Below are 25,721 nucleotides of genomic sequence, written 5' to 3'. Positions count from 1 at the left end.
GGTCCCCGAGCCGTACCCGTGCCCTGCCTCCCGCGTTGGACATGGCGTCCCGGCGGCATGCGGGTGCCGCGGGGAGTCCACGACGTCGGACGGAAGGGCGTGAGCGGGTGACCGCGGTACGGGAGAAGAAGCGGATCGGCCGTGTCGAGAGCGACCGGGAGGAGGCCGAGCGGCCCGGCGTGTGGTCGGCCTACGGCAGCCTCCTGCGGCATCTGCGCAAGCGGGCCGGAATGACGCAGGAGCAGCTCGCCGAGGCCGTCGGGTACTCCCTTGACCTGGTCGCCTCGGTCGAACAAGGGCGGCGGCCCGCCAAGGCGACGTCACCCTCGCCGCGGAGCGGGCGCTGGAGGCGCGGGGGGCCTGGACGTACTCCAGGACGAGGTGGACCGGGCCAAACTCCCCCGGTTCTTCCGCAACTTCGCGCTGATCGAGGCGGAGGCGCTGAGCCGGTTCTCCTACGATCCGCTGCTGGTGCCGGGGCTGTTGCAGACGGAGGAGTACGCGCGGTCCCTGTTCGCCGGGCACTGTCCCCCGCTGAGCGAGGAGACGATCGACCAGCACACGGAGGCCCGGCTGGGCCGCCAGAAGCTGCTGACGCGGGAGCCGATGGCGGAGTTGTCGTTCATCATCGGGGAGGATGCGCTGCGCGATCCGGTGGGCGACTCCGAGGTGATGCGCGAGCAATGGCAGCGGCTGCTGGAAGTGGGCGCGTTGCGCAACGTCGAGTTGCAGATCATGCCCGCACGACGCGGGTTCCATCCGGGCAAGAACGGTGCGTTCGTGGTGGTGGAGTCCAAGGAGAATGACCACCTCGGATACTTCGAGTCTCAGGGTGTGGGGTGCATGGTCCAAGATCCTGCCGATGTCAGCGCGTTCGCTCTGCGCTATGGCAAGCTGCGATCGCAGGCCCTCAACGTCGAGGACTCTGCGCTACTCATCGGACAGCTGGTGGGAGAGACATGAGTATGGAGCGGACGACCGGAGACGGCCTGCACTGGTTCAAGAGCAGCTACAGCGGCTCGGACGGCGGCGACTGCGTCGAAGTCGCCGCCGCCCGCGACGCCGTCTACGTACGGGACTCCAAGGCGGTGGGCACGGGGCCCGTGCTGCGGGTCGGCCGGGAGCAGTGGACGGCGTTCGTGGCGCTCACCACGCGGTAGCGCCCCGCGCCGGTCACTCGAAGAACTTCAGCCCCCACCCCGTGTTCGTGTTCGCCCCCGGCACGTTGGCCCGGCTGTAGGTGGTGTTGCCCCACCAGGCGAACGTGCCGGTGTACCAGTGGCGGTTGGCCCACGAGTACGGGGTGCCCTTGGGGACGGCGTGGAACATCAGCGGGAAGCGGGGGCCGGCCGGGGGGCTGGTGTTGATGTCGCCGTTCAGGAGGACGAAGGTGTGGTGGCCGGGACCGTTGACGTACAGCGTCGGGTCCCAGCCCTGCATCATCGTCGCGCGGTTCGAGCCGAACAGGCAGCCGTTGGACTTGTACCAGTCCCACACGTACGTCGGGTCGCCGCCGGCCCGCAGCCGCAGATCGGCCAGGCAGTACTGGTCGCTCCAACTGCCGTTGGCGGAGTAGACGATGTGGAGTTGCCCGTTGGGGTCCTTGATGGGCTGCGGGGCCTCGTTGATGTAGGGGTTGCCGACGACGCGCTCCCAGCTCTCGCGCGGCTGGGAGATCACGTACCGGGCGCCCGTCGGGGTGGTCGGGCTGCTCATCCGGGCTATGTAGAGGTTCTGTTCGACGTTGGTGTCGCCGGCCCAGCCGGACCACACGAACCAGCGCTGCCCGTTGAAGGTGAACAGGGTGCCGTCGATGGCCCACTTGTCGTCGGGCAGTGCCAGCTTCTGCGCCCGGGTGGGGTAGCCCTCGGCCGGCTGGGTGGAGCTGATGACGTACATGCGGTGGGCGGCGCCGCGGCCGGCGGTGAAGTAGATGTAGTAGCGGCCCGAGTCCAGCACGATCTCGGGGGCCCAGACCTCGCCGAGGTTGTCGGTGTCGGTCCAGACCTGGCGGGCGGGGGCCGAGGCGAGGGCGTCCGGGGACGATGCCTGGCGTACGGCGATGCCGTTGTTGGCCGACTCGACCGACACGTACGTGCCGCCGACGCGCAGCACGCTGGGGTCGGCGTTGCGCAGGGAGGTCTGGCCGGCCTCTGCGGGCTCCGCGGTGGTCAGGGACAGGGCGGCGGCGAGGACGCCGGCGAGCCCGAGGGCCGCGGCGCCGGTGAGCAGGCGGGTGAGCTTCATCGTCCGGCTCCTTGGTCGGGGGTGGTGGGGCGGCGGGTCAGGGGGCCCACGGTGACTCCACTGCCCAGGTGGTGTCCTCGGCGAACAGGGCCGGGGCGTCCCAGGTGTGGGCGCCGCCGGGGGTGGCGAGCCAGAGTTCGGCGTCGTAGTGGCGCAGGTACTGCTCGGGGAAGTTGTACGCCGACAGCCGTATCCCGCCGTTCGCGCCGCGGACCGGGCAGAAGGTGGCGTCGGCGCGGAACAGGTCGCCGCTGCCCGTCTCCTTGTACACGCGGTACTGGCGGTGGCGCAGGTACTCGCCGGGGTAGTTGCGCGACTCGAAGGAGTAGCAGGTGCTGTCGGCGAGGCCGGGGACGATCCGCCAGGTGGCGTCGTTCTTCAGCAGCGCGTCGCTCGCGCCGGTGACGGCCTCGGTGAAGGCCGCGCCGTCCTTGTGCCGCAGATAGCGGTCGGTGTGGCCGGGCGTGGTCACGCGCAGGGAGCGGTACTGGCCGGCGGGCAGGGCGACCGGGGCCGAGGGGGCGCGGGAGGCGTCGATGAGGGCGCGGTTGGCGGCGCGGACCCTGGCCTCGTCGACCTTCACCACCTGACGGTCGTAGGTGAGCAGGCCGTTGGCCTCGTTCTCGACGTCGGTGATCTCGGTGTAGACGGCGGCGGACAGGCCGCGCGGCATGCGGACCTCGCGGATGCCGTCCAGGAGGCCGACGAACCGCTCGTCGAGGTGGGCGAGGCTGGGCTGGTCCTCGTAGCTGAAGCCGCCGCCGGGGTACCACTCGTGGCCGGCGACCTTGAAGCCGAGGCCGCCGAACTCGCCGAGGACGGCGGCGCGGGTCGCGCTCGGCACGGTGGTGCCGGGGCCGACGTAGACGTGGTGGTCGACGACGTCGCCGTTGCCGCCGTCGACCGCGCCGCAGCAGTTGACGCCGCTCATGTTGTTGACGAGGCGGGAGGGGTCGTACGCCTTCACCTCGTCGGCGATGCGGGCCTGGTCGTACTGGCCCCAGCCCTCGTTCTGGTTGACCCACATGACCAGGGACGGGGAGCTGCGGTGCTGGTCGATGATCCGGTCGTACTCGGCCTCCCACTGGGCGCGGGCGGCGGAGTCGGGGGTGCGCAGGTCCATGGACGGCATGTCCTGCCAGACCAGCAGGCCGAGCCGGTCGGCCCAGTGGAACCAGCGCTGCGGCTCGACCTTGATGTGCTTGCGGACCATGTTGAAGCCGAGGTCCTTGTGCTTCTGCAGGTCGTACCGGAGGGCGGCGTCGGTGGGGGCGGTGTAGATGCCGTCGGGCCAGTAGCCCTGGTCGAGGGTGCCGGTCTGGAAGACGAACCGCCCGTTGAGGACGGGCCGCAGGAGGCCGTCGACGCGGGCGAGGCCGATGGAGCGCATGCCGGTGTAGCTGCCGACGGAGTCGACGGTGGCGGAACCGGCGAGCAGGTCGGCCCCGACGTCGTAGAGGAAGGGGTCGTCCGGGCTCCACAGGCGCGGGTTGGGGACGGGAACGGTGAACTCGCTGCCGACCGGACCGGTCGCGGTGCCGACCGTGGCGCCGCCCGTCGACACGGTGACGCGCGCCCGGTGGCCGGCGGCCCCCGTGGCGCGGACGGTCACCTTGAGGCGGTTGTTCGCCAGGTCGGGGACCATGTCGAGGCGGGTGATGTGCGCGGCCGGGGTGGGTTCGAGCCACACGGTCTGCCAGATGCCGGAGGCGGCGGTGTAGAAGATGCCGCCGCCGGGGTGCGGGGCGACGTCGTTGATGCGCTGCTTGCCCACGGCCTGCCCGCCGGTCTGGGTGGGGTCCCAGACGGAGACGACGAGGGTGTTGGTGCCGCCGTTGAGGAGGGCGGTGATGTCGTGGGAGAAGGAGTCGTAGCCGCCGTCGTGGACGGCGCCGGCCTGCCGGCCGTTGACCCACACGGTCGTACGCCAGTCGCTGGCGCCGAAGTGGAGCTGGACCCGGCGGCCGTTCCAGCCCGCCGGGACGGTGAAGGTGCGCTTGTACCAGAGCTTGTCGTTCTGGGTGATCCTGCGCTGGATGCCGGAGAGCGCGGACTCGGCGACGAAGGGCACGCGGATCTGCTCGGTGAACGAGGCGGGCTGCCCGGCGTCCGCCGGGGTGACGGCGAAGTCCCAGATGCCGTTGAGGTTGGCCCAGTCGGGGCGGGTGAGTTGGGGGCGCGGGTATTCGGGCAGGGGCTTGTCGGTGGGGACCTGGTTCGTCCATGGGGTGGTCATGGGCGACGGTTTCGGGGTCCAGGCCCGGGGGGCGGCGGTGGCGGTGGCCGCGGTGAGGGCGGCGCCGGCGAAGAGGGCCAGGACGGCGAGGACGACGGTGGTGCGGCGGGCTCCGCGTAACAACCGGGCGAGGGCGGACGGCGGTTCGGGGGTACGACGCATCGTGGCTCCTTCTGCGGTGGGGGGCGGGAGACGAGCGTGTCCGGGTGCCGCAAGGGTTTTACCTCGTTGAATGTACGCGGTCAATGCTTAGTGCACGGCGTGAGCAAAGCATTGACCGCCTGCCGGGACCGCCGCGGCCGAGGGCTCATGACCCCGCGCTCGCGGCGTGTGCGACCGAGGTGGACTCCGGCCGGACCGGCGGGGTCGGGGGTCTCGCCGCCGAACCGGGCCGGCCGGTCAGGTGGACCACAGGACGGTGCCGCCGGCCGTGATGACGACCTTGCCGTCCGTGCGCAGGACGAGCACCGCGCCGGGGTGGCCGTGCGTCCGGGAGGCCCAGATCGGCCGGTCGTCGCCGTTGTGGATCACGAGATTGCCGTCGTCCTGGAAGATCGCCCTGTGGTTCTGGCCGAACGTCATGGCGGCCCAGAGGGCGTTGCCGTTCTCGTTGTAGACGACCAGGTTGCCGTCGTGCTGCATGACCATCTGGATCCGGTTGGTGACCCATGCCTGGCCGGCCTCCAGGACGCTGATCGCCCTGACCGTCTCGCTGCGCCACACCGGCCGCGGGGTCTCCTTCGGCGTCGGCTTCGGCTCGGCGCTCTCCCGTGCGGCCTTGGGCGAGGCGGCGGGCTTGCGGGGAGTGCTGCTCGGCTCGTGCCGCGGCGTCTCGGCGACCTCGACCGGCGCCTTGGCTTCCTTCTTCGGCTTCGTCGGCTGCTTCGACTTCTCCGGGCTCGGCGAGGGGCTGGGCTTCTCGGTGGCGTAGTCCTGGGCGGCGGCGTCCGCGGCGTCCTCGTCCAGGACGGTCGCGGAGTCCCGGTCAGGCCGTGCCTGTGCGGCGTTCTGCCGCGAGTCGTCGTCCGCGCCTCCGGCCAGCAGCAGGGGGACGGCCACGAGAACGGCGCCCACGATCGCGGCGGCGGCGAGCACCGGCTTCTTGGGGCGTCCGCCGCCGGCCGCGGAGTCGGCCGATTCGTCGGGCGGCGGCGGGGAGGCGGCGGTCGCCGTGGCGGTGGCGGCGGGGAGGGAGGCGGCGGTGGCCGTGGCGGTCGTCCGCCTCGCGTCGCAGGCGGGGGCGGCTTCGGGCGCGGGCGCCGGGGCGGGGCCGGACTGCGGGGCGTCAGGCGCCACGGCTTCGGCTTCCGGGTCCGTGTCGAGGGCCGTCCTGGAGGCCGCCTCGGGGGCCGTCTCGGGGACGGTGGCAGGGGGCGCCGCGGGTTCGGCCGCCGCCGGGTTCAGGGCGCCGGCGGGCGGTTCGGCGGAGGCGGGCAGCGGTACGGCCACCCGTACGCGGGGCGCGGCGGCAGCGCTCGCGGGGGCGGCCCCGTCGGACGCGGGGGGTCGGGCAGCCATGCGGTCACTTCTCCTCGTACGGTGCGTGCGGCCGGCGTCAGCGCCGGTACCACGTCTGGTTGGCGGTGCCGGTGCAGGGCCAGAGGATGGCCGGGGTGCCGTTGGCCGTCTGGCCGTCACGGATGTCGACGCACTTGTTCGCGATCTTGGCCACCAGGTCGTCGGTGTCGTTCAGGTAGAACTGCTGGGCCGGGTTGCCGCTGCACCAGACGACCTGGATCGCCGTGCCGTTGTCGCCGGACCCCCAGGCCACGTCCATGCACATGCCCTTGGAGCGGATGGTGCCGTCCGACCGGAACTCCCAGCGCTGCTCCGCGGAACCGTTGCAGGTCCACAGCATCAGCTGGGTGCCGTCCGTGGCCGGTCCGGCGCTCAGGCACTTGCCCGAGTCCTTGCTCACCAAGGTGTCGCCGACGACGGTGACGCCGGTCGTGGCCGGCTTCTTGCTCGCGGTGGAGGGAACCTTCTTCGCCGGGGCCTTGGCGGGCGCCTTCGACGTCGCCGCGGCGGGAGACGGGCTGTCCTTCACCGCCGCTCCCCCGGCGCCGCCCGCGCCCGTCTTCCCGCCCTCGTCCCCCTTGTCTCCCCTGTCCCCCTTCTCCCTGTCCCCGGCCGAGGACTTGGGCGACGGGGAGGACGAACGGGAGGGCGAGGCGCTCTCGACGACGTACTGTCCGGGCCGCCCCGGATCACGGTCGTCCAGGACCGTGCCGTCCGTCGGGTCGACCGCCGCCGCGGTGGAGGCGCGGTCGCGGTCGGGGCCGGAGATCAGGAACGGCACGGAGATGAGGACCGCGCCGGCGATGGCGGCGGCGGCCAGCATCGGCTTCTTCGGACGGCCGGGGGCCGCCTCGGCGTCGCCCACCGTGTCGTCGGGGGGTGGGGCCGCCGCGGACGCCGTGGCCGTCCCGGGCTCCGCCGACGCGGCGGGCTCGGTGGCGGAGGCCGGGGCGGAGGCCGGCTCCGCGACGGCGGCGGAGGCCGCGGCCGGGGCGGCTGCTTCGGGGTCCGGGCGCAGGGCGGTGTCGGAGTCGCCCCGGCCCGAGTCCGTGTCGCGGTTCGCGTCGGCGTCGGCGTCGAGGTCCGGGGCGGTGACCGGGGCAGGAGGGGTGGCGCGAGCGGCCGTGGCGGAGGGCTCCGGGGCCGTGCGCGGGGGCGTCTTCGGGGCCAGCTCCGTGGTCGGGTCGGCGGCCGGCGCGGGCAGGGCGAAGCCCTGGCGCACCTTGGGCGCGCCGGGTCGCCCGGCGGCGGCCGACGACGCCGCGGCGGCCGGGTCCTCGCCGGTGTTCTGGGGAGACATCTGTCCTGCCTCGCAATCGTCCTGGGTGGATCGGATGTTCAACGAGTGGGGATCGTACGGGAGTTCAGGAGAACGACCAGAGGTGGTCGTCCGACGGCGAGCAGTCGAAGATCGTCAGGCGGGCGTCCCTGCCCCCGACGCCGTTGAAGCCGTCGACGTCCAGACAGCGGTTGCCGCTGGCGTGGTTGCGGATCCAGAACTTCCCCGTGGACCTCTTGTCGAGGTACCACAGCTGGTTGTCGGCGGTCGTGCCGTTGCAGTGGAACTCGGAGACCTTGGTGCCGGCGGGCCGGCCCCCGTACTCCCCCAGGTCGAGGCAGTAGCCGTCCTTGCTGTTGCGGATGACGAAGAGGTCCGCGCCGGACGGGCCCGCGCCGTCCTGGGTCACCACCAGGTCCCACAGCTGGTTGTCGCCGGTCCGGTCGCACACGTACTGGTTGACCGGGCCGTCGGGAGCGCCGTTGCCGTAGTCGGGGACGTCCACGCACAGGCCGGTCATGACGTTCCTGATCAGCAGGTTCGTGGTCGTGCGGAGGTCGGGGCCCTGCGGGAGGGACCGGCCGGTGGCCGCCTTGGGCGTGGCGGCCTTCCTGGCGGGGCTCGGGCGCGCGGCGGGCGTGGCCGCCTTCCCGGCGGACGACGCCCGGGGCCGTACGGCCGCCCCGGCGTCCTTCCCCGTGGTCCCCGCCGGAGTGTTCTGCGCCGTCCTCTCCGGTGCGGGCCGGGACTTCCCGGGCGAGGGCGAGGGCGAGGCGGAGGGCGAGGCGGCGGCGTATCCGCCGGCTTCCCCTCCGGCCGCCCCGCCGCCGTCCTGGAGGAGAGTGTCGCCCGCGGGCCGGGCCCGGTCGGCGCGAGCGTGCGGGTCGTCGTCCCTGCCCGGCCCCAGGAAGAGCAGCGGCACGCCGACGAGGACGGTTCCGGCGATGGCGGCTGCCGCGAGCAGCGGCTTGTTGGGGCGGCCGGGCGGGCGCCCGTCGCCGTCCTCGGCGGTGCGGCCGGGGTCCGGGTGCGCGGGAACGGCCGTGGCCGCCGCGGCGGGGGCCTCCTCCGGCTCGGCGGCGGCCGGGGGCATCTGCGGGACGGCGGCCGGCGTCGCCTGCGCCAGGGCCCCGGTCACCGGCGCGGTGCCGGCCGACGGCTCGGCCGCGGGCTCGGCCGCGGGCGCGGGCGCGGTCGCGCCGCCGGTGGCCGGCGCGGCCGACGGGCCGGCGGCGGGCGTGCCGGACGCCGGGGCGGGCAGGGCGGCGCCCGGTTCGGCGGCCACCGCCGGCAGGACGGACGCCCGGCGCACGGTGGGGCCGGCCGGCGTTCCGCCTTCTTGCTGCGGCATCGGTACTCCGTTCGTTCTCGGTCGTCTCACGTGTCAGTGCTCGGCGGAGCCCAGCGGCCCGGCGCAGCGGTCGGGCCAGTCGAACACCGCCCCTCCGCCCGGGTGTCGGGCCGGCGCCTCGTCGAGCCGGGCGAGCACGGCGCGGTCCCGGTCGTCCGGTTCGGCGTGGCCGAGCGGGGCGGCGGCCGGGTCGGCCGGCAGCTCACGCAGGAGGACGAGCGGCGAGGGTCCCTCGTTCCGCACGTCGAGCACCCGGAAGGCGGTGCCGGGCGCGAAGACCACCTCGTCGTGCGGCGCGGAGGGGCCGGTCGCGTCGAACAACTGCCGTACCCGGCGGCCGGTCACCGACCAGATCGCGTACCGGGCGCTCGCGAAGGACGGTCCGCGGCCGTCCCCCGGCAGCGCGCTCACCGGGGCCGGGTCCCGCAGGACGGTTCCGGGGGCCGGCGTCGCGGGCGTGCCCGGGCCGGGGCCGCGCAGCACCGCACCCCGGAAGGACGGCAGGCGGCGCAGGGCGGAGGCGACGCAGGCCGCGTAGGGCAGCAGCCGCGGGTCGCCGGCGCGCAGGCACCGGTCGAGTTCCTCGTGGCCGAGCGTGCCGTCCGGGGAGCGCAGATAGAGCAGCAGCGCGATCAGGTCGGCGCGCGCCGCCTCCTGCTCCTGGCCCCGCAGGGCGGGCATGCGGGTGAAGGTGCGGGTGACGGCCGCCGCCTGACGGTCCCAGACGGAATCGGCGAGCGCGCGGAACGCCGCCCGCTCGGCCTGCGTGCTCTGGTGCCCGGGCAGGAAGGGGACGGGCGGCAGCGGGCGGGCGAGGGGAGCCGGGGGCTGCGGGGTCTGCGGTGCCTGCCCGTCGGCCGCGGTGCGGGGTGGCGGTTCCGGCGTGTGCGGTGGCTGCGCAGGGGCCTCGGTCCGGGGCTTCGGTGCCGAGGTCGACGGGGCCTGCGTGGGAGCCGCGGTCCGGGGCGGCGGCGCCGGGGTCGATGCGGCCTGCATGGGGGTCGCGGTCCGGGGCGGCGGTGCCGGGGCGGTGCCCGTGCTGGTGAGGGCCGGGCGGGTCGGAGGGCCGGGCAGGGGCGGGTCGGCGGGCTGGTCGGGCTCGGCGCTCGGACTCGGCCCCTCGGTCGTGGGGGTGGGTGAAGGTGACGGCGTGCTACGGGCGTTGGCCGCGTCCGGTGCCGGGGGCGTCTGCTGGGGGACGGCCGGGGACAGGGGCGTGGGGGCGGGGGAGGACGCGTGCCCGGTACGGGGGTTGGGCCCGCCCGACGCCGAGGGCGTCTGCTCGGGGTCAGCCGGCGCGGAAGTGGCTGAAGACGCGGGCCCGGTACGCGGATTGGGCCCGCCCGACGCCGAGGGCGTGCGCTCGGGGGCGGCCGGGGTCGCGGGGGCGGGGCGGGACGGGGTGCGCGCCGGTTCCGTGCGGCCCGCCGGCGTCGGCCGTGCGGCGGAAGCGCCGGGACCGGCCGCCGTAGGGGGCGCACCGGCCGCGGCCTCCTCGGCCCTCAGCTCCGAGAGGACGGCGGCAGCGGCCGTCCGGGACGCCCCGTCCGGAGCGCCTTTGCCGCCCACGTCCGCGCCCGCTTCCTGTGGCTCCGGTCCGGACAGCGCGGAGGCCGCGGGGAGTCGCGGCGCCCTCTCCCCGTGCTCGCGGTGCTCGGAGGGACCGGGCGACTCGGTGCGGGCGGGGGCCTCCGGTGGTACGGCGGGAGAGGCCGCGCCCGACGGAACGGACGTGGCCGCCGCGGCAGACGCGCCCGCCGAGGAAGCCGTACGCACCGAAGGGGTCGTGCCCACCGGAGCGGGCCCGCTCGTCGCGGCGGACCCGCTCGAAGAAGCCGGCGAGGCCGTCGCCGTGGACACGGGACGTGGGGCAGGGGCAGGGGCGGATGCCGGGGCAGGACCAGAGCCGGCCGCAGGCGCCCCCTCGCCGTTCGCCGGTCGGCCGAACGTCGCGAACCGCAGGCTGCGCAGCTCGAAGCGGGCCGCGATGCGCCGCAGTTCGCGTCCGCCGTCGACCGCCGTGCCGTGGACGTGCAGCCGGGCCCTGGCCGTCACGCCCGGCGGCAGGGACGCGAGGAGCCGCTCCAGTTCCGGCCAGAGCGAACGGTCCAGGCTCTCCCCGGGCCGGCCCACCTCGATGTCGGGGCCCCGGGTGTCCACGGGCCGGGCGGCGAGGGCGGGCGGCTCGGCGTCCGTGCCGCCGACCCACAGGCCGGCCCGGGTCGCCGCGACCTGCCAGCGGTCGGACAGGCGGATCACTCCGCGCAGGGCGTCGCCGGGGCCGGGCAGCGGAGGGCTCCAGCGCAGCAGCCGGGGCCGGTCCGCGCCGGGCGCGCAGATGACGGAGTCGACGAACGGCTGCCAGGACGGCGTCCCGTCGGCGGCGACGGTCATCGAGCGGACGGTGTCGCGCTCCCGCGTGCCCGACTCGGCGAGCAGCGGCAGCCCGCTGTAGACGACGACCTCGGCGTCGACCAGGTCGGCGGCGCCCTGGCCGACGCGCAGGACGTCCCGGCGTCCGCCCGGCGCGAACCGCAGGGCGGTGCGGGCGGCGGCCGGCAGGGCCGCCACCACGTCCGCGACGTCGTCGGTGACGATGTCCTCGCCGTCCGGCACGCCGAGGACGACGAGGGGGCCTCGGCGGTCGACGGGCACGGCGTAGCAGAGGTCGCCGGGGCGGGGGGCGCGGGCGTCGGCGGGCCGGATGAGCACGCCTGCCGGGATCTGTTCCACGACGCAGCCGTTGCGGGTGCGGGCCGGCAGGCCGCCCGGCGGGGGCTGCCACGCCGGGGCGGGCTGACGGGGGCCGAGGGGGGTGGGCGGGCCGCCGGGCGCGAAGCGCCACCAGCCGCGCTCCCGGCCGGACGCCGGCGCGCCGAGGGCCGTGGCGGCGGTGGCCGGGGCCGTGGCGGTGGCCGCGTCGTGGACGAAGAGTCCGCCGCCGGGCACGCCGAGGACCGTGCCGTCGGGGGCGATGACGTCGATGTCCCAGGCGTCGGCGATGCGGCCGGCGACGGGGATCCGGCCGGAACGTCCGTCGCCCGCGCCGGACATGGCGAGCCGGACGGTGCCGACGCCGTCACCGCGCAGGGTGTCCAGGAGGGCGCCGAGCCGTGGCCACAGGGCGGCGGCCGAGTCCTCGTCGGCGCCCGCGACGACGGTCACCGTGTCGTCGGTGTCGGCCTCCAGGACGCGGGTGAGGTCGGCGATGTCGGCGGGACCCAGCAGTTCGTCGGAGGACCGCCTGAGCAGCAGGAGGCGGTCGTACTCCTCGACGACGAAGCCGGGCCCGGCGGGCCCGGTGTCCCGCGGCGTCCGGCCGGTGCCGGAAGGGCGGGTCGCGGCCCGGCGGCGGCCCCAGCGCATCAGCGGTCGCCTCCTTCGACGACCGGGGACCGGAGACCAGCGTCCGGATTCATGGTGTAGGGCGCGAACATGGCAGGTGTATCCCGGGTGACATGTGCGGATGGAGAACGGAAATCTGGGCGCGCGGGCCGTGCCGTGGGCTGTCGTGGGGTCACCGCGCGATCTCCGGGGCGAAGTACCTCGAGCCGTCGGAGTACAGCCGGACGACGCCGTACGTGCCGCCGCCGAAGGTGTGGGACCGTCCGTCCGGGGTGACGACGGTGATCTCGACGCCGAGAACGTCGGCCGCCCTTGCGACCGTTCGCCTCCAGGCGTCGGCCCGCCCCGTGTCCGCCGACCCCGTGTCGTCCGGCCCCACGCCGGTCGGCCCGGCGTCGGCCCCGTCGCGGCTCAGCAGCCAGCGCAGGTGCTGGGCGGGGGTGAGGCCGAGGTCCCGTACCGTCAGGGCGCCGCCGAGCAGCACCGCCTGGGCGATCTGGCCGGCGGTGAGGGTGATGCCGAGGCCGGGCAGGTCGTCCACGGGGACCAGGTGGCCGGGGTCGGCCGAGGGCAGCGGGCCGTGCGTGCCGAGCGCCTCCGCCAGGGCGTCCGCGAGCGGCAGTCCGGGCGCCGGCCGCGCGCCTTGCGAGGCCGCGGACGCCGTGCCCGAGGCGGCGGGCGCGGTCCCCCGCGGGGCGGCGTGCACGGTGGCGGCCGCCTCGCGGCGGCGCAGCGGGGCCATGCGTTCGGCGATCGCCGCGTCGATGCGGGCGCGGCGGGCCTCCCGTGCGGCGGCGACGGCGTCCCTGGCCGCCTGTTCGACGGTCGCGGCGTCCACCTCGGCGATGGCGGTGACGAGCCGGGCGAGTTCCTTCTGGTTGCCGTGGCCGATGCCGATGTTGTGGTGGGTGTGCGCCGTGCGCACGTCGGTCACGTCCTGCGGGGAGCGGAAGTTGGCGGCGGCTCCGGTGCGCAGCCGCTCCTGGTGGATCAGCGCGGAGTTGCGCACCCGGTACGCGCCCTCCTGCTGGTTGGGCGTGCCGTACGCCTCGACGAAGCCCCAGTAGGCGTCCCACGGCAGCGTGAACTCCAGCACCTTCTCCTGGTCGGAGGCGGCGTTGGCGTTGCTGAAGACGCTGGTGTGGGAGAGGGAGGTGGTGAAGAACTTGCGGTACTCGTCGCTGCGGTTGTAGGCCATCGCCGCGGTGAACGCCGCTCGCGGGTCGCGGGCGCTCAGGAACTGGGCGGCTTCCTGGTCGGACATCTTGCGGTAGAGGCGCAAGGGCTGTCCGGGTTCGTGGGCGATGGGGGTGGGGGCCGCCCTCTGCTCGTCCCTGATGCGCACCAGGTCGTCGTGGAACTGGCGCATCCGGTCGCGCATCGTGTCGTGCGTGGCGAGGCCGGCGACCACGACGTCCTGGGCGTAGGCGAAGACGTAGTAGCCGCTGGTGAAGTCGGCGGCGGCCTCGTCGGTCTCGAAGAACTCGGCGTAGGCCCGGTAGTACGTCTCCATCACGTCTGCGGTGAGCCGCTTGGCGGGGCCTGGCGCGGCGTGCAGGCCCTCCGCCGGGGCCGGTCCGTCCCCGCCCCGCTCCCGGGGCGGGGTGGGGAGGGAGGGCTCCGGCTCCGGTGCGGTCGCCTCGCCGATGCCGGTCATGAAGTCGAGGAACGCCTCGTACACCGCGTTGTCTGCGGCGGTGGCGGCCACCGGGTTGGCGGCGGCGTCGTGCACGGACTGCGGGTCGGCGCCGTACAACCGCTCCAGCAGGGGCAGCAGTTCGGGCTCGTGGGCGCGCACCCAGTCGGCGCCGTTGTTGCGGGGGCGGCCGGTGTCGGCGTCGGCGCCGTGGTTGGCGCCCAGGTAGGCGTTGCTGAGCTGGGCGAAGAACTCGTAGGCGTCCGTGGACGCGTAGTTGTCCGCCTCCCGGCCCGTCAGGTCGCGGCGTATTCCGTCGGGCCACGGGGCGTCGGGGCCGGCGGCGCGTCGGGCCTGGAAGACCCGGTCGATCAGGGCGCGGTCGGCGTCGGTGAGCGCGGCCGTGTGCAGCAGGTGCGCCAGCTCGTGCGTGGCGGAGGAGTAACCCTCGGGCTGGTGCGGGACGGGGCCCACCGGGGTCCGCTCCCCCAGCAGGTTCTCCTCGGGGATCGCCGCGACCAGTCCGCTCTGCGCGCCCCGGAGTTCGTCGAGGCCGCGGCCGGGGACGCCGTGCAGTCCGGCGAAGGAGCCGACCGAGCCGAGCGGCACGTCCTGCGGGAGCACCAGCACGGTGGCGCCGGACGCCAGCAGACGTGTCACCGTGTCCGGGTCGCGCAGCATCCGCGCCGCCTGCGCGTACGCCTCCTGGCGCGCCGACGCCGGGCGCGCGGTCTCGCCGGGCACGACCACCAGCAGACGGGCGGCGAACTGGGCGAACTCCCCCGCGGTCAGGCGGGATCGCGCGCCCGCCACGAAGTCCGGGCGACCGGCCAGCCAGCGCCGGTGGGCGGGGCTCAGCAGCGTCACGGCCTCCAGCAGGCCGGCGGCGGGCAGCGCCGACAGGCCCGCCACGAGCGCGGCGGACGCCGGCGGTTCGACCGCGTCCGGGACCGCCACCGTGGTGTTCGGCGCCCGGCCGCCCGGCGCGGCGGCGCCCGGGTCGGACAGGGCGAACGGCTCGCCGTGGCCACCGCGCTGCTGCGCCGCCGCCAGCTTGCGGTCCACCAGGTCGGAGGCGCGCTGACGCAGTTCGGCGCGCAGGTCGTCGGACGCCGCCTGCGCGGCGGCGTCGACCTCGGCCTCCGGTACCAGGCGCCGGGCGGTCACCAGCCGGGCGAACGGGGTCAGGTTGCCGTGCCCGACGCCGATGTTGTGATGGGTGCGGGCCGTGACCACGCCCGTGACCTCTTCGGGGGTGGTGAAGTTGACCGCCGGGCCCTTGCGCAGCCGCTCCTGGTGCACCAGCGCCGAGTTCCGTATCCGGTACGCGCCTTCCTGCTGGTTGGGGGTGCCGTAGCGGGTGACGAAGTCCCAGTAGCCGTTCCACGGCAGGGTGAACTCGACGACGACCTGGTCGTCGGAGGTGGCGTTGGCGTTGTCGAAGACCTTGGTGTGGGACAGCGACGTGGTGAAGTACTTGCGGTATTCGTCGCTGCGGTTGTAGCTCATGGCGGCGTTGAGGCCGGCCGTGGCCGTTCCGGCGAGGATCTGGTCGGCCTCGGCGCGGGACATCTTCCGGTACAGGCGCATCGGCTCGCCGCCGGGGTGCGCCATGGGAGTGGCCTCCTCCTCGCGTGCCTCGCGCAGGGCGGTCAGCTCGTCGTGGAAGCGCTCCATCTGGAGGGGCAGGCGGGGGTCGTCGACCACCTTCTGGGTGACGATGTCCTGGTCGTGGATGAAGGAGTAGTAGACGGTGTCGAAGTCGGTCGCCTCCTGTCCCGGCGCGAACAGGTGGTTGGCGTACGCCCGGTAGAGCGCCGCGGTGACTTGCGGCGTCAGCCGGCCCGACGGGGCGGCGTGCACGGTGCCGGAGCCGGAACCGGAGCCGGAGCGGGAGCCGGAACCGGATGCTGCCGGCGGCCGGACGGGGTCGGCGAGCTGGTAGTGGCGGTCGTCGAGGCTGAGGACGATGCGCCGCCGCTCCTCGCGGCCCTCGCCGCCGCCGTCGCCGACGAGGCCGCCCAGCGCGCCGGACCCCGGGCGGTCGCCGGGGGTGAAGTCCAGGAAGGCGCCGTCTCCGAGGACGACGGTCACGTCGATGCCGAAGGTGCGGGCGGCGAGCAGGGGGAGCAGGTCGGCGGCCCCGTGGTTCCAGCCGGCCTCGTCGGCGGCGTCGCCGGCCCGCGTGAGCTGCGCGACGGCCAGTCGGGCGCGCGCCCGGTCGCTCAGGTCGGCGGCGTGCGGCACCACGCCGAGGGCGTCGAACTCGCGGCGGCCCGGGGTGTCCGGGGCGAGGTCCGGGACGGGCCCGGTGCCGTCGATCTCCTCGGCGGTGAACCGGTCGGTGTCGTCGGGGGCGACCAGGGCGAGCAGATCGGCGTCGGCCGGGTCGGACAGGCGGGCGGCGAGGAGTTCGCGCAGGGCGGCCGGGAGCGCGGCGTCGGCGGGGTCGAGGCCGCGCTCGGCGAGGAGGTGGGGTGCGGTCCGGGCGAGCCCTTCGCCGAGTGCGCGGAAGAATGCCTCGCCGTCGCGGGCCACGTTGTGCAGGGTGTACGCCGTCCCGTCGGGTCCGACGAGGCGGGCGCCGCCCGCGTCGCGGGTGTAGCGCGGGGCGGGCGCGGGGAGCCGGGGGGCGGGCGGCTTGGGCGGGGGCGTGTGGGTGACGAGCGGCGGCTCGGCGAGGTCGCCGAGGACGGCGCGTCCCTCGGGGGTGGCGGCGAGCTGGTGCCAGCGGGTGAGCCGGTCGGCGTCGGCGCGGACGCGGTGGAACTCGGAGGCGGCGTTCTCGGCGGTGGCGCGCAGGGCGTCCAGCTGAGCGCGGCGGGCGTCGAAGGCCGCCTGGGCGGCGTCGAAGCGGCGGGTGGCGGCGTCGAGGGCGGCGCGGGCGACGGCGTCGGCGCGGGCCGGGCCGGTGAGCCGGCGGGCGGCGGTCTCCTGCCGGGTCCGGGCCTCCGCGAGACGCCGGTCGGCCTCGGCCGCCAGGTCGGCGGCCGTCCGCCGGGCGCGCACCGGGTCGGGGGCCGGGGCGGGTGCTGAGGTCGGGGCGGTGGCCGGGGCGGGGGCGGCGGCCGGCGTCGGGGCGGCGTCGGTCTCGGCCGTGGTCAGTGCGTCCGCCGCCGTGTCCTGGGCGGTCCGTGCCGAGGCCACGCGCCGGTCGGCGGCGTCGCGCAGGGCGGCGGCCCGGTCGCGGGCGGCCGTCAGGTCGTTCCCGGCGCGGGTGAGCGCGTCGGGGTCGAGGCCGGAGTCGGGCAGTTCGGCCCAGCCCTGAAGGTCCGTCAGACGGTCGGTGGCGGTGTCGACGAGGGCCTGGGCGCGGGCCCGGTCCCGCTCGGCGTCGCGCAGGGCCTGGTCGAGGTCGGCGCGGGCCAGGTCGTAGGCGTCGGCGGCGCCGGTGAGGGCGTCCGCCGCGGCGTGGTCGCGGACGGCGTCGTCCTGGGCCTCCTGGAGGGCGGCGTCGGCGTCGTCGGCGGCGTCCAGCAGGGGGGCCAGCCGGACGGCGGCGGCGTCGGCGGCGCCACGGGCGTCGGCCAGTGCGGTGCGGGCGGCGTCGAGGTCCTCGCGCAGGGCGAGGGCCGTGCGGCGCGCCTTCCAGTAGGCCTTGTCGGCGTCCGTCCAGGCCTTGCTCGCCTTCCCGGTCTCGTCCCAGGCCCGGGCGACCCGCGCGGGGAAGTTGGCGTCGCTGATCAGGCCGAGGCCGCGGGCGACGTCCTCGCGGATCCACGCGAGCGCGTACGTGCGCGAGCCGACCGCCTTGGGTCCCGGCCGCCGGATGCCGAACGTGCCGGCGAGGAACCGGCCGATGCGGGCGTCCTTGATGCCGCGGTGCACCTCGGCGACGCTCAGCCAGTCGGTGGGGACGGCGAACAGGAAGCTGCGGCCCGTGGCGGGTTTGACGTTGACGGACGACAGGTGGTCCTCGCCGACCGGTGTGCCGTCGGAGTCGTTCGCGAAGGGGCCGGTGCCCGTCGCGCCGATCTGGTTCACGCCCGTCGGCTCCGTGCGGATCATCACGCCGCCGCCGAGCGCGGAGTCCTGCGTGTTCTCCTGCCCGGCCGAGGTGCTCACGCCCTCCGCTGTCTCGCGCAGCACCTCCAGCTTCTTGCCGTCGGCGACGCTCAGCAGGACGGCGCCGCTGAAGTCGGGCCTGGAGTGCAGCGCCAGGGAGGCGGTGTCGGTGCCGACCGGGTTGCGGTGGGTCAGGCCCGGCACCTGGTAGCCGGCGGGGGTGAGGGCCCGGTCGTAGAAGGTGGACAGGGCGGTGTTGCCGGTGCCGTCCTCCAGGGCCTGGGCGGGGGCACTGCCGGGGCGGGTGAGGGCGGTGGTGCGGGCGCGGTGCAGGAGCCTGTCCCGGGTGTCGTCGGAGGCGTCGTCGGCGTCGAGGCGGGTGAGGTCGATGCCGTAGGCCTCGGCGAGGGCGCGTTCGTTGGCCTCGCGGAGGTGGTCGAGGCCGACGATGCGACGGACGTGGAAGCCGTTCTCGGGGAAGGTGAACGGCCGCAGCGTGCCGTCGCCGAAGCGGACGTCGGGGCCGAGCAGTTCGGGGCGGTGTCCGGAGCGGGGCCGGGCGGTGACGGTGAGGTCGGGCGGGGCGAGCCGCGGGTCCGGGGCGGGCAGGCCCGGCGCGGGGTCGGGGCGCATGAGGCTGAGCGGGACGTGTTCGAGGAGGGTGCCGATGTCGCCGGTCTCGCTGACGCGCTGCTTGCCGGTGAACCGCCGCAGGGCGTCGCGCACCGGCCGGTCCGTGCCCTCGGCGTCGTCGGCGGGGGCGTCGTCGAACTCCAGGGTGAGGCGCAGCCGGTACGGCGTGGCGACCTCGGCGTGCGGTTCGGTGGACGCGGCCCGGTAGGTGGTGCTGGTGGAGACGGCGTGGCCGGCGGAGACGGAGCGGCGCGAGGAGCCCGTCTCGGCGTAGGTGGGCCCGGAGGCGACGGCGGTGGGGTCCCCGGTGCCGACCTGTTCGCCGACCAGGATGCCGATGTCGCTGCCGGAGGAGAACTCGGCGCTCTGCTGGACGGTTTCGACGGCGCGCCGGTTCTCCTCCATCTCCGTGCCGTGGTCGAGCATCTCGAACGACGGCGCGCCCGGAAGGAGTTCGACGCGGACGCGGGCGCGGCGGCTGCCGATGCGGACGCTGCCCCAGCCCCAGCCGCCGGAGCGGGCGAGGGCGGTGGCGCCGTTGCCGGTCAGCTCCCGGTTGAGGGCGCGCAGGACGCGGGAGGTGACCAGCAGCCGGATCCGTTCGCGCTCCTGGTCGTCGAGGCCGAGCCGGGCGACCTTCCGCTGGAAGGCGGCGAGGACGTCGGTGGGGTCGAGGGAGTTGACCGGGTAGGCGCCGAAGGAATTGCCGTTCAGCCAGGGTTGGGGCGACCAGCTGTCGCGGGTGTAGCGGGGGACGTCGCCCATGCCGTCGTCGATCAGGCCGAGCCGGTGGGCGCTCTTCTCGGGGACGTGGGCCTGCCAGCCGCCGGGCACCTGGACGACGGTTCCCGCGGCGCCGGCGAAGTAGCCGGGGACCAGGCTGCTGCCCCCGGCGGACGTGCCGAGCACGCTGGAGGTCATCGCCGCCCAGTGCTCGACGGTGCCGGTGATCAGGACCTGGTGGCCGAAGCCCTTGAGGTTGAGGTCGGCGACGACGCTGCGGTTGACGGACAGGTTCTGCTGGGCGCTCTCCGACCACGGGTTGACGACGATGCCGTAGAGGCCGACCGGGCCGGGGCCCGCGCCGTGCGGGCGGGTGTGGGTGAGCTGGCCGCCGAAGGAGTGGACGACGCTCTTGCCGACCTTCCCGGAGGCCTGGCTGCCGCTGCCGAGGATCATCTCCGTGTCCATGAGGACGGCGCCGGTCAGGGCGTGCACGTCGGTGACGCGGGTGTAGTGCCGGAAGGTCGCCCACAGGGTGCCGTACGGCGGCTTGGCCATGATGCCGGCGATGCCGAGGCCGAGCGCGCCGGAGCTCTGGTCGAAGTTGGCGGTGGCGAACTGCGGCTGGAACGCCCGCATGACGGCCTCGCGGGCGGGCGCGCCCTCCTCGGTGAGCTGCCAGGCGCCGCCGGAGGCGCCCCGCACGACGGCGGCGACGGCGTCGACCAGGCCCGGCGGCACGACGACGCCGATGGTGAGGAAGGGGTGGTTCTGCAGCTCGTGGAAGAGCCGGCCGCCCCGGCCGGTCACCCGACCCTCGTCCCGGGACAGGTCGCCGGAGGCGAGGGCGAAGGCGCGCGCCCTGCTCATGGGCGCGGTGTCGAGGGGTCCGCGCAGCAGCGCGTAGGGGTTGGCGGCGCCCTGCCGGTGCGGGTCGACGGCGGGGGTGTGCTGGTCGGGGACGCTGATGAGGACCTGGCCGGTGCGCGGGCCGCCGCGGACGAGCGCGCCCCGGGCCGTGGCGCCGATGAGGATGTCCTGCGGGCGGCTGAAGACGAACGGCTGGGTGCCGAGCAGGCCGAGGGTGGCCACGCCCCGCAGCAGTCCGCGCAAGCGCCAGTAGCCGCCGTGGGTGACGGTGAGCGCCAGGTCGTAGCGGTAGAGGTGGGACGGCCCGGTGCTCACCGACATCGGCTCGTTGGTGGCGCTGAAGCCGAAGCCGGACTCGTCCTCGTACTGTGCGCCGGAACGCCAGCCGAGGCTGAGCACACCGGAGTTGTCGGGGACGCCGACGGCCTGGTTGGTGAGGCTGTCCGGGTCGCGGAAGCCGAGCTGGAGGTCGGCGCCGCCGGCGAGGGCGCGCTTGCGGCTCTCCTGGCCGTCGAGGCGCTGTCCGCCGGGTGCGCTGTGCCGCAGTCTGAGGTCGTCCTGGCGGCCTTCGTAGCGGCGGTTGGTGAGGTCGCCGTGCACCCAGATGTAGCGGTGGCCCTGGCCGAAGGTGCCGGGTTCGGTGAGCCGGATCCGGATGCCGGTGCTGATCAGGGCCTCCAGGCTGCCGGAGAGGCTCTGGTGGGAGAGGGCGGTGAGGATCTCCAGGCTGTTGCTGACGGCCGTCTGGTAGGCGTCGGCGTCCTTCCAGCGGTGTCCGGCGGGGCGGGCGAAGGGGCCGGCCGACGTCAGCCGGGAGCGGGTCCGGGCGACGATGCCGCGCGTGTCGGGCGGGGTCAGCTGGTCCAGCGGGGCGACCAGGCCGGGGTAGGCGTCGGCGACGGCGGCGAGGACGTCGTCGGCGAACGCGTCGGGCAGGGTGCGGCCCGGGGTGCCGGTGGCGCCGTCGCCGTCGGTGCGGCGGCCGTCGGTGTGCGCGAACTCCTCGACCCGGTGCATGCCGAGGGTCGTCGGGTGGTCGGCGGTGAGCTGGGCGGGTGCGAACGGCGCGGGCAGTCCGTGGCGTCGGGGGGTGGTGGTGCCGTCGTCCCAGCCGGCGAGGCGGCGGGCCTCGGTGCGGGTCATCCGGTCCACGCTCCAGGTGTGGAAGCGGCGCGGCGGGTCGCCGCTGCCGCCCCGGCGGACGTAGACCGTCTTCTTCACCAGGTAGAGACCGGTCGGGTCGCCCTTGACCTGACCGGACGTCTTCAGGCCGCCGAAGCCGCCGAGGGCCGCCGACCGGGACACCGCGAACAGGTAGCGGAACGCCGGGCCGAACTGGAGCCGCAGGTTGAGGTTGCCGCCGCCGAGGTCGAAGAAGTTGAACGAAGGGCCGGCGACGACGTCCCCGCCGAAGTGGACGCCCTTGCTCAGCCCGCGGTCGTTGCGGACCACCGAGGTGTTGATGTCGCGCAGTTCCGCCTGCGACGTCTCGTCGATGAGCCGGGCCTGGACCGGCACGACCCGCTCCACGACGAAGAAGCCGAGCGGGGTGCGCCCCCGGTCGTCCGCGAACAGCGGCGCGGTCGCGAGCCGTCCCTGTGCCAGGAGTCGGGCGTGCCGCTGGAAGGACTCGCCGGAGAAGAAGGCGTCGAGCTCCTGGTAGGCGGTGCTGCCGGGCTTGACGCCGATCTCTGCGGCCGCCCAGTCGCGGATCGCGGCGACCGGTCCGAAGCCCTCGGTGCGCACCAGGCGGTACTGGGAGTCGTGGTCGAGGGAGATGGTGCGCGGGATGCGGCCGGGCCCGTACGGCTCGACCGCGCTGTCGGGCAGCCGCAGCATCAGGCCGTCGCGCACGGCGAACGACCTCGTCACCGGTCGCGGGCCGGGCGCGGGGACGGTCCGTCCGGTGGCGGGGGCTGCCTGACCGGTGGCGGGGACGGTCCGTCCGGTGGCGGGGGCGGGCGTGCCGACGTCGTTGCCGTCGGCGTCGGTCACCCTGAACTCCAGGTACACGTCGTCCAGATAGACCTTCGACCCGTCGAGGGTGCGGGTCTCCGTCTGGCTGACGGTCTGGTCCGTCTGCCCGTAGCCGACCTTCGTGCTGGCGCCGCCGCGCAGCGCCAGACGCCCGAGCCCGCCGAACGCCGCGATCGACGCGGGGCCCAGCAGGGGCCCGCCCAGGCCGAGTTGGGTGACGGACTGCACGCCCTTGCTCTGGCCGGCCTGGAGGGTGGCCCGGTCCATGGTGTCGATCTTGCTGGGGTTGCCGTAGTCGTCGGCGAAGCGGGACCAGTTGCCGTAGTGCCGGGCCGTGATGTGCAGCACGCGCGTCTGCCCGGCGGCGTTCGTGTACGGGAACTGCCGGCCCCCCGTCAGGGTGCGGGGGCGCCGGGCCAGCGTCATCCGGACGTCGGCCATCAGCCCCGCGCCGGGCGGGGCGTTGCGGCCCGGGTCGCCGGGGCGCACGGACGCGTCGCTCGCGAGCAGGGCGCCGATCTGGGCCAGCACCTCGGGGATGCCGCGCAGCGCCACGTCGCTCTGCCCGAACGTCACCGGGTCCGCGAGCATCTCCGCCAGCAGGTCGGCGGGCACGCCGGGCAGGAGGGAGGGGAGGTCGTCGACGTAGGCCGGCATCGAGGTGCCGTCCTCGAACCGGGCCGGCTGCCGGAACCCGGCGGGGGCGGGGGCGGCGTGGTCGAGCCACGGGGGCCGGGTGCGGTCGAGGTGGTGGTTGATCCAGAGGCGTTCGCGGGGGGCGGGCGGGGTGGGAGCGGGGGTGGGGACGGAGGAGGTCGTGGGGAGGGGGGCGGGGGTGGCGATCTCGACGACCGGGTCGCCGTGGGGGATGACCTCGATCTCGTCGTCGGCGTCGGTCTCGTCGTGGGGGGTGGGGGTCCGGGCGGGGCCGGAGGTCTCGGCGGCCTCGACGATGTCCTCCGCCCCGGTGACGGGGGCGGTTTCGGTGACGTCGGCGGCGGTCTCGGCGACAGGTCCGGTTCCGAGGTCGGGGGCGGCGGTTCCGGCCGCCGGATCGGAGACGGTGGGCACGGACGGCACGGGAGGGCGAGGGGCGTGGGGTTCCGCGCCCAGGCGGACGTCGGCCGTCGTCGTCGCGGGGCGGCGGGCGGGCGGCACGGTGGCGCCGCTCTCCGGGGGCACCGTGGTCAGGTCGCCGACGAGGGCGCCGAGCAGCGCCAGATGCCGGCCGCGCAGGCCGCCCTGCACGAGCCCGCCCGGGGCCGGGCGGGTGTAGTCGCCGAGCAGGCTGCCCGGGATGTCGGGCCGCTGCGGGGCCGCCGGGTCGCCGGCGCGCGCCTCGTCACGCAGGCCGAGCTGGTGGGCGATCTCGTGCGCGTAGTCGACGGGGTCGGCGTCCGCCCACCAGGCGGTGCGGGTCATCTGCTGGTCGCGGCCGACGAGGCGGACGTCGAGTGCGTTGGGGTGGTCGTCGGCCTGCGCCTGTTCGACGGTGACGTGCAGCAGGTCGCCGTCGGGGAGGCGGTGGCCGTGGGTGTTGAAGTAGGCCTCGACGCCGGAGCGCACCTTGTCCCAGACGTCGGCGGGCAGGCCGTCCGGCGCGGCGACGATCCGCACCGTGAGGTCGGTGATCCACTGCCCGTCCCACTCGACGCGCCGCGCCTCGAACTTCGACCGCACGGTGTACTGCGTCGTCTCGCCCGGACGCGCCGGGTCGGGCGGCGTGGACACGGGGTCGACCCAGGTGTGCGCCCGCGTCACCGGGGCGGCGGCGGCACGGGCGGCCTCGAACGCGGGGTTCCCCGTCAGGGAGGCGGGCGCGGGGACGTGGGCGGGTACCGGCTCGGCGGACGGCAGGTCCGCCGTCCCCGTGCTCCCGTCCTGGTCGGGGTCGGAGGTGCGACCGTCCGCTCCGGGAGTCCTGGCCGTGCCGTCGGCGTTCTGGCCGACGGGGACGTTCCCGCCCGTCGCCGTCGTCGGGACGGGAACGGCGGGCACCGCGTCCGGCCGCTCCCCCTCCGCCGCCGCGTCCTGCTCGGCCACCGGAACCGTACGGCCGTCCTCCCCGCCCTGCGTCCGCGGCGGCGCGCCCGTGCCGCGAGGGGTGCCGGCCGTTCCGTCGGCGTCCTGCCCGACGGGGGCGTTCCCGCCGGTCGCCGTGGGAACGGGGGCGGCAGGCGTCACGTCGGGCCGGTCCTCCGCCGCCCCGTCCTGTTCGGGGACGAACGTCCGGCCCTCCTCCCCGCCCTGCGCCCGCGGCGGCGCGCCGGCCCCGCGCGGGACCGTCGTGCCGTTCCCGTCCGTGCCCGTCGGGGTCGCGGTGCTCGCGCGATCCCGGGCGCCCTCGGCGCCCTCGACGTCCTCGGCGTCCCGGCCGAAGGGGACGTCCGTGCCGTGCCCGGACTCCCCGGTCTGCGTGAGTCCCTGCCCCGGCCTGACCCGCCCCTGCACGTCGGGCGCGCTGCCGGTCGGCCCGGTCGGCAGGGCGTCCGGCGACGACAGGGCGGCGTCGTCGGCGCTCCAGAGGCTCTCGGTGTCGAAAGCGTCGCGCGGCGGCGCGTTGGTGAACCCCTTCCCGGCGAGCGGCGGCGTGGAGACGGGCGAGGACGTCGTCGGCGTCGGGGTGGGCGTCGAGTCGTACGTCGTGTCCGAGGCCAGGGACGTGGTGTCCGGGTCGAACAGCGGGTCGTCGTACCGGGACGACGACCCGGCCGACGAGACGGTGTCGTCGTAGCCGCCGTACGTCACCGGCGTGTTGGTGGTCGCCGGCGCCGGGATCGGCGTCGGCGGGGTGTCCGTGGACCGCGTCGGCAGCGGTCCCGGCGCCGGGGTGGGCGTGGGAGGCGCCGGCGTGGGGGCCGGGCCGCTCGTGCCGGCCGTGCCGCCGTCCTTGTCGAGGAACGTCGTCGAGTCGTTGACGTCGCCGAAGTCGGTCGTGGTGGTGAACTTGTCGTGCAGCCACAGGGCGCCCGCCAGCGCCCCGCCGCCCGCCACCACGTCGAACATCGAGCTGGTGCCGGAGCCGACGAACGTCTCCCACTTGAAGTCCCACGTCCCCTCGAAGGCGCCCTGGACGAGGTACTCGCCGACCGACTCGCTCACCGCGCCGACGACGAACGCACCGCCCAGCTCCCCGGCGCCGTTCAGGGTGATGTTCCACTTGGGGTGGTTCTTGGCGAAGGTGTCGAAGTTGTCGAAGGAGTTCTTGAACCAGTTCTTCAGGAAGTTGCCGCCGGCCTCCAGGATCGACCCGAACAGGCCGACCACCGCGCCGAACGCCGCCGCCTTGCCGACCTCCTTCCAGTCGATCCCGTCCGGCTTGCGCCCCCCGGGGTTCAGCGCGATCTGCGCCAGCCGCACCGCGAGCGTCTGCAGCGCCTCCTCGAACGCCTCGGTGAGCGTCGGGGCGAGATGCGTCATGCGCAGCAGCCGGTCCACGATCAGCAGCACCGCCAGTCTGCTGCGGGCCCGGGCCAGCGCCATCTGGGACAGCGAGGTGCCGCCGGTGATCGCGGCCAGCGCCGCGAGCAGCGCCAGCTCGATGAGGAGCATGACGATCTCGGCGATGATCTCCCACTTCGCCGCCTGGATCTTGATCGAGTGGTCGACCTGCCCGCGGGCGATGTCCTCCAGGTCGTCGATCATCGAGTTCAGGTGGTTGACGCCGCCGTCGTTGGTCAGCAGCGACAGCCCCCGGACGTACTGGTCCCCGACGTCCTTGGGCAGCGAGGTGGACGCGTCGACGATGGAGCGCTGGATCTCGTCGCTCAGCTCGCGGATGCCGCGGCCGAAGTCGAGGTAGAGGTCCTTGCTGGCGTAGGCGAGGTTCTCCCTGGCCTGCAACGGCATTTCGCCGATGAGGATCCAGAGCATCTTCCTGACGTCCTCAGGAAAGTTGATC

Annotated in this window: 8 protein-coding genes and 1 pseudogene; 2 read left to right on the top strand and 7 right to left on the bottom strand. The window is 75.2% G+C overall.

Annotated elements, in window-relative coordinates:
* The first annotated feature begins 35 nt into the window (after window positions 1–35).
* Window positions 36–963 (top strand): annotated as a pseudogene (locus tag ABZY13_RS16535) (Scr1 family TA system antitoxin-like transcriptional regulator).
* Complete coding sequence (locus tag ABZY13_RS16530; RefSeq protein WP_356631184.1) at window positions 960–1,160, top strand: DUF397 domain-containing protein; 201 nt, start codon at window positions 960–962, stop codon at window positions 1,158–1,160. Before ABZY13_RS16535 ends, ABZY13_RS16530 begins: the two are co-directional and overlap by 4 nt.
* Window positions 1,161–1,173: 13 nt before the next feature.
* On the opposite strand, the gene ABZY13_RS16525 is transcribed toward ABZY13_RS16530, so the two are convergent.
* From ABZY13_RS16525 to ABZY13_RS16495, 7 genes are all read right to left on the bottom strand, one after another.
* Window positions 1,174–2,247 (bottom strand): glycoside hydrolase family 43 protein, encoded by a 1,074-nt coding sequence (locus tag ABZY13_RS16525; protein WP_356631182.1) that lies wholly within the window; start codon window positions 2,245–2,247, stop codon window positions 1,174–1,176.
* A 37-nt stretch (window positions 2,248–2,284) separates the two neighbouring features.
* The gene (locus ABZY13_RS16520; protein WP_356631180.1) at window positions 2,285–4,645 is read right to left on the bottom strand and encodes an AbfB domain-containing protein; all 2,361 of its coding nucleotides are present in this window, start codon (window positions 4,643–4,645) and stop codon (window positions 2,285–2,287) included.
* Window positions 4,646–4,882: 237 nt separating this feature from the next.
* Window positions 4,883–6,001 (bottom strand): mannose-binding protein, encoded by a 1,119-nt coding sequence (locus ABZY13_RS16515; RefSeq protein WP_356631178.1) that lies wholly within the window; start codon window positions 5,999–6,001, stop codon window positions 4,883–4,885.
* A gap of 37 nt (window positions 6,002–6,038) precedes the next feature.
* Window positions 6,039–7,301, bottom strand: coding sequence for an RICIN domain-containing protein (locus ABZY13_RS16510; protein ID WP_356631176.1), 1,263 nt, complete (start codon window positions 7,299–7,301; stop codon window positions 6,039–6,041).
* Window positions 7,302–7,365: 64 nt separating this feature from the next.
* Window positions 7,366–8,631 (bottom strand): RICIN domain-containing protein, encoded by a 1,266-nt coding sequence (locus ABZY13_RS16505; RefSeq protein WP_356631174.1) that lies wholly within the window; start codon window positions 8,629–8,631, stop codon window positions 7,366–7,368.
* A gap of 33 nt (window positions 8,632–8,664) precedes the next feature.
* Window positions 8,665–11,997 (bottom strand): hypothetical protein, encoded by a 3,333-nt coding sequence (locus ABZY13_RS16500; protein WP_356631172.1) that lies wholly within the window; start codon window positions 11,995–11,997, stop codon window positions 8,665–8,667.
* Between the two features lie 151 nt (window positions 11,998–12,148).
* Complete coding sequence (locus tag ABZY13_RS16495; RefSeq protein ID WP_356631170.1) at window positions 12,149–25,693, bottom strand: hypothetical protein; 13,545 nt, start codon at window positions 25,691–25,693, stop codon at window positions 12,149–12,151.
* Window positions 25,694–25,721 lie beyond the last annotated feature (28 nt).

It is taken from the genome of Streptomyces sp. NPDC006610, from assembly GCF_040611575.1.
Lineage (GTDB): Bacteria > Actinomycetota > Actinomycetes > Streptomycetales > Streptomycetaceae > Streptomyces.
Note: the sequence above shows the minus strand (reverse complement) of the source record. Positions and strands in the feature narration are given on the sequence as shown.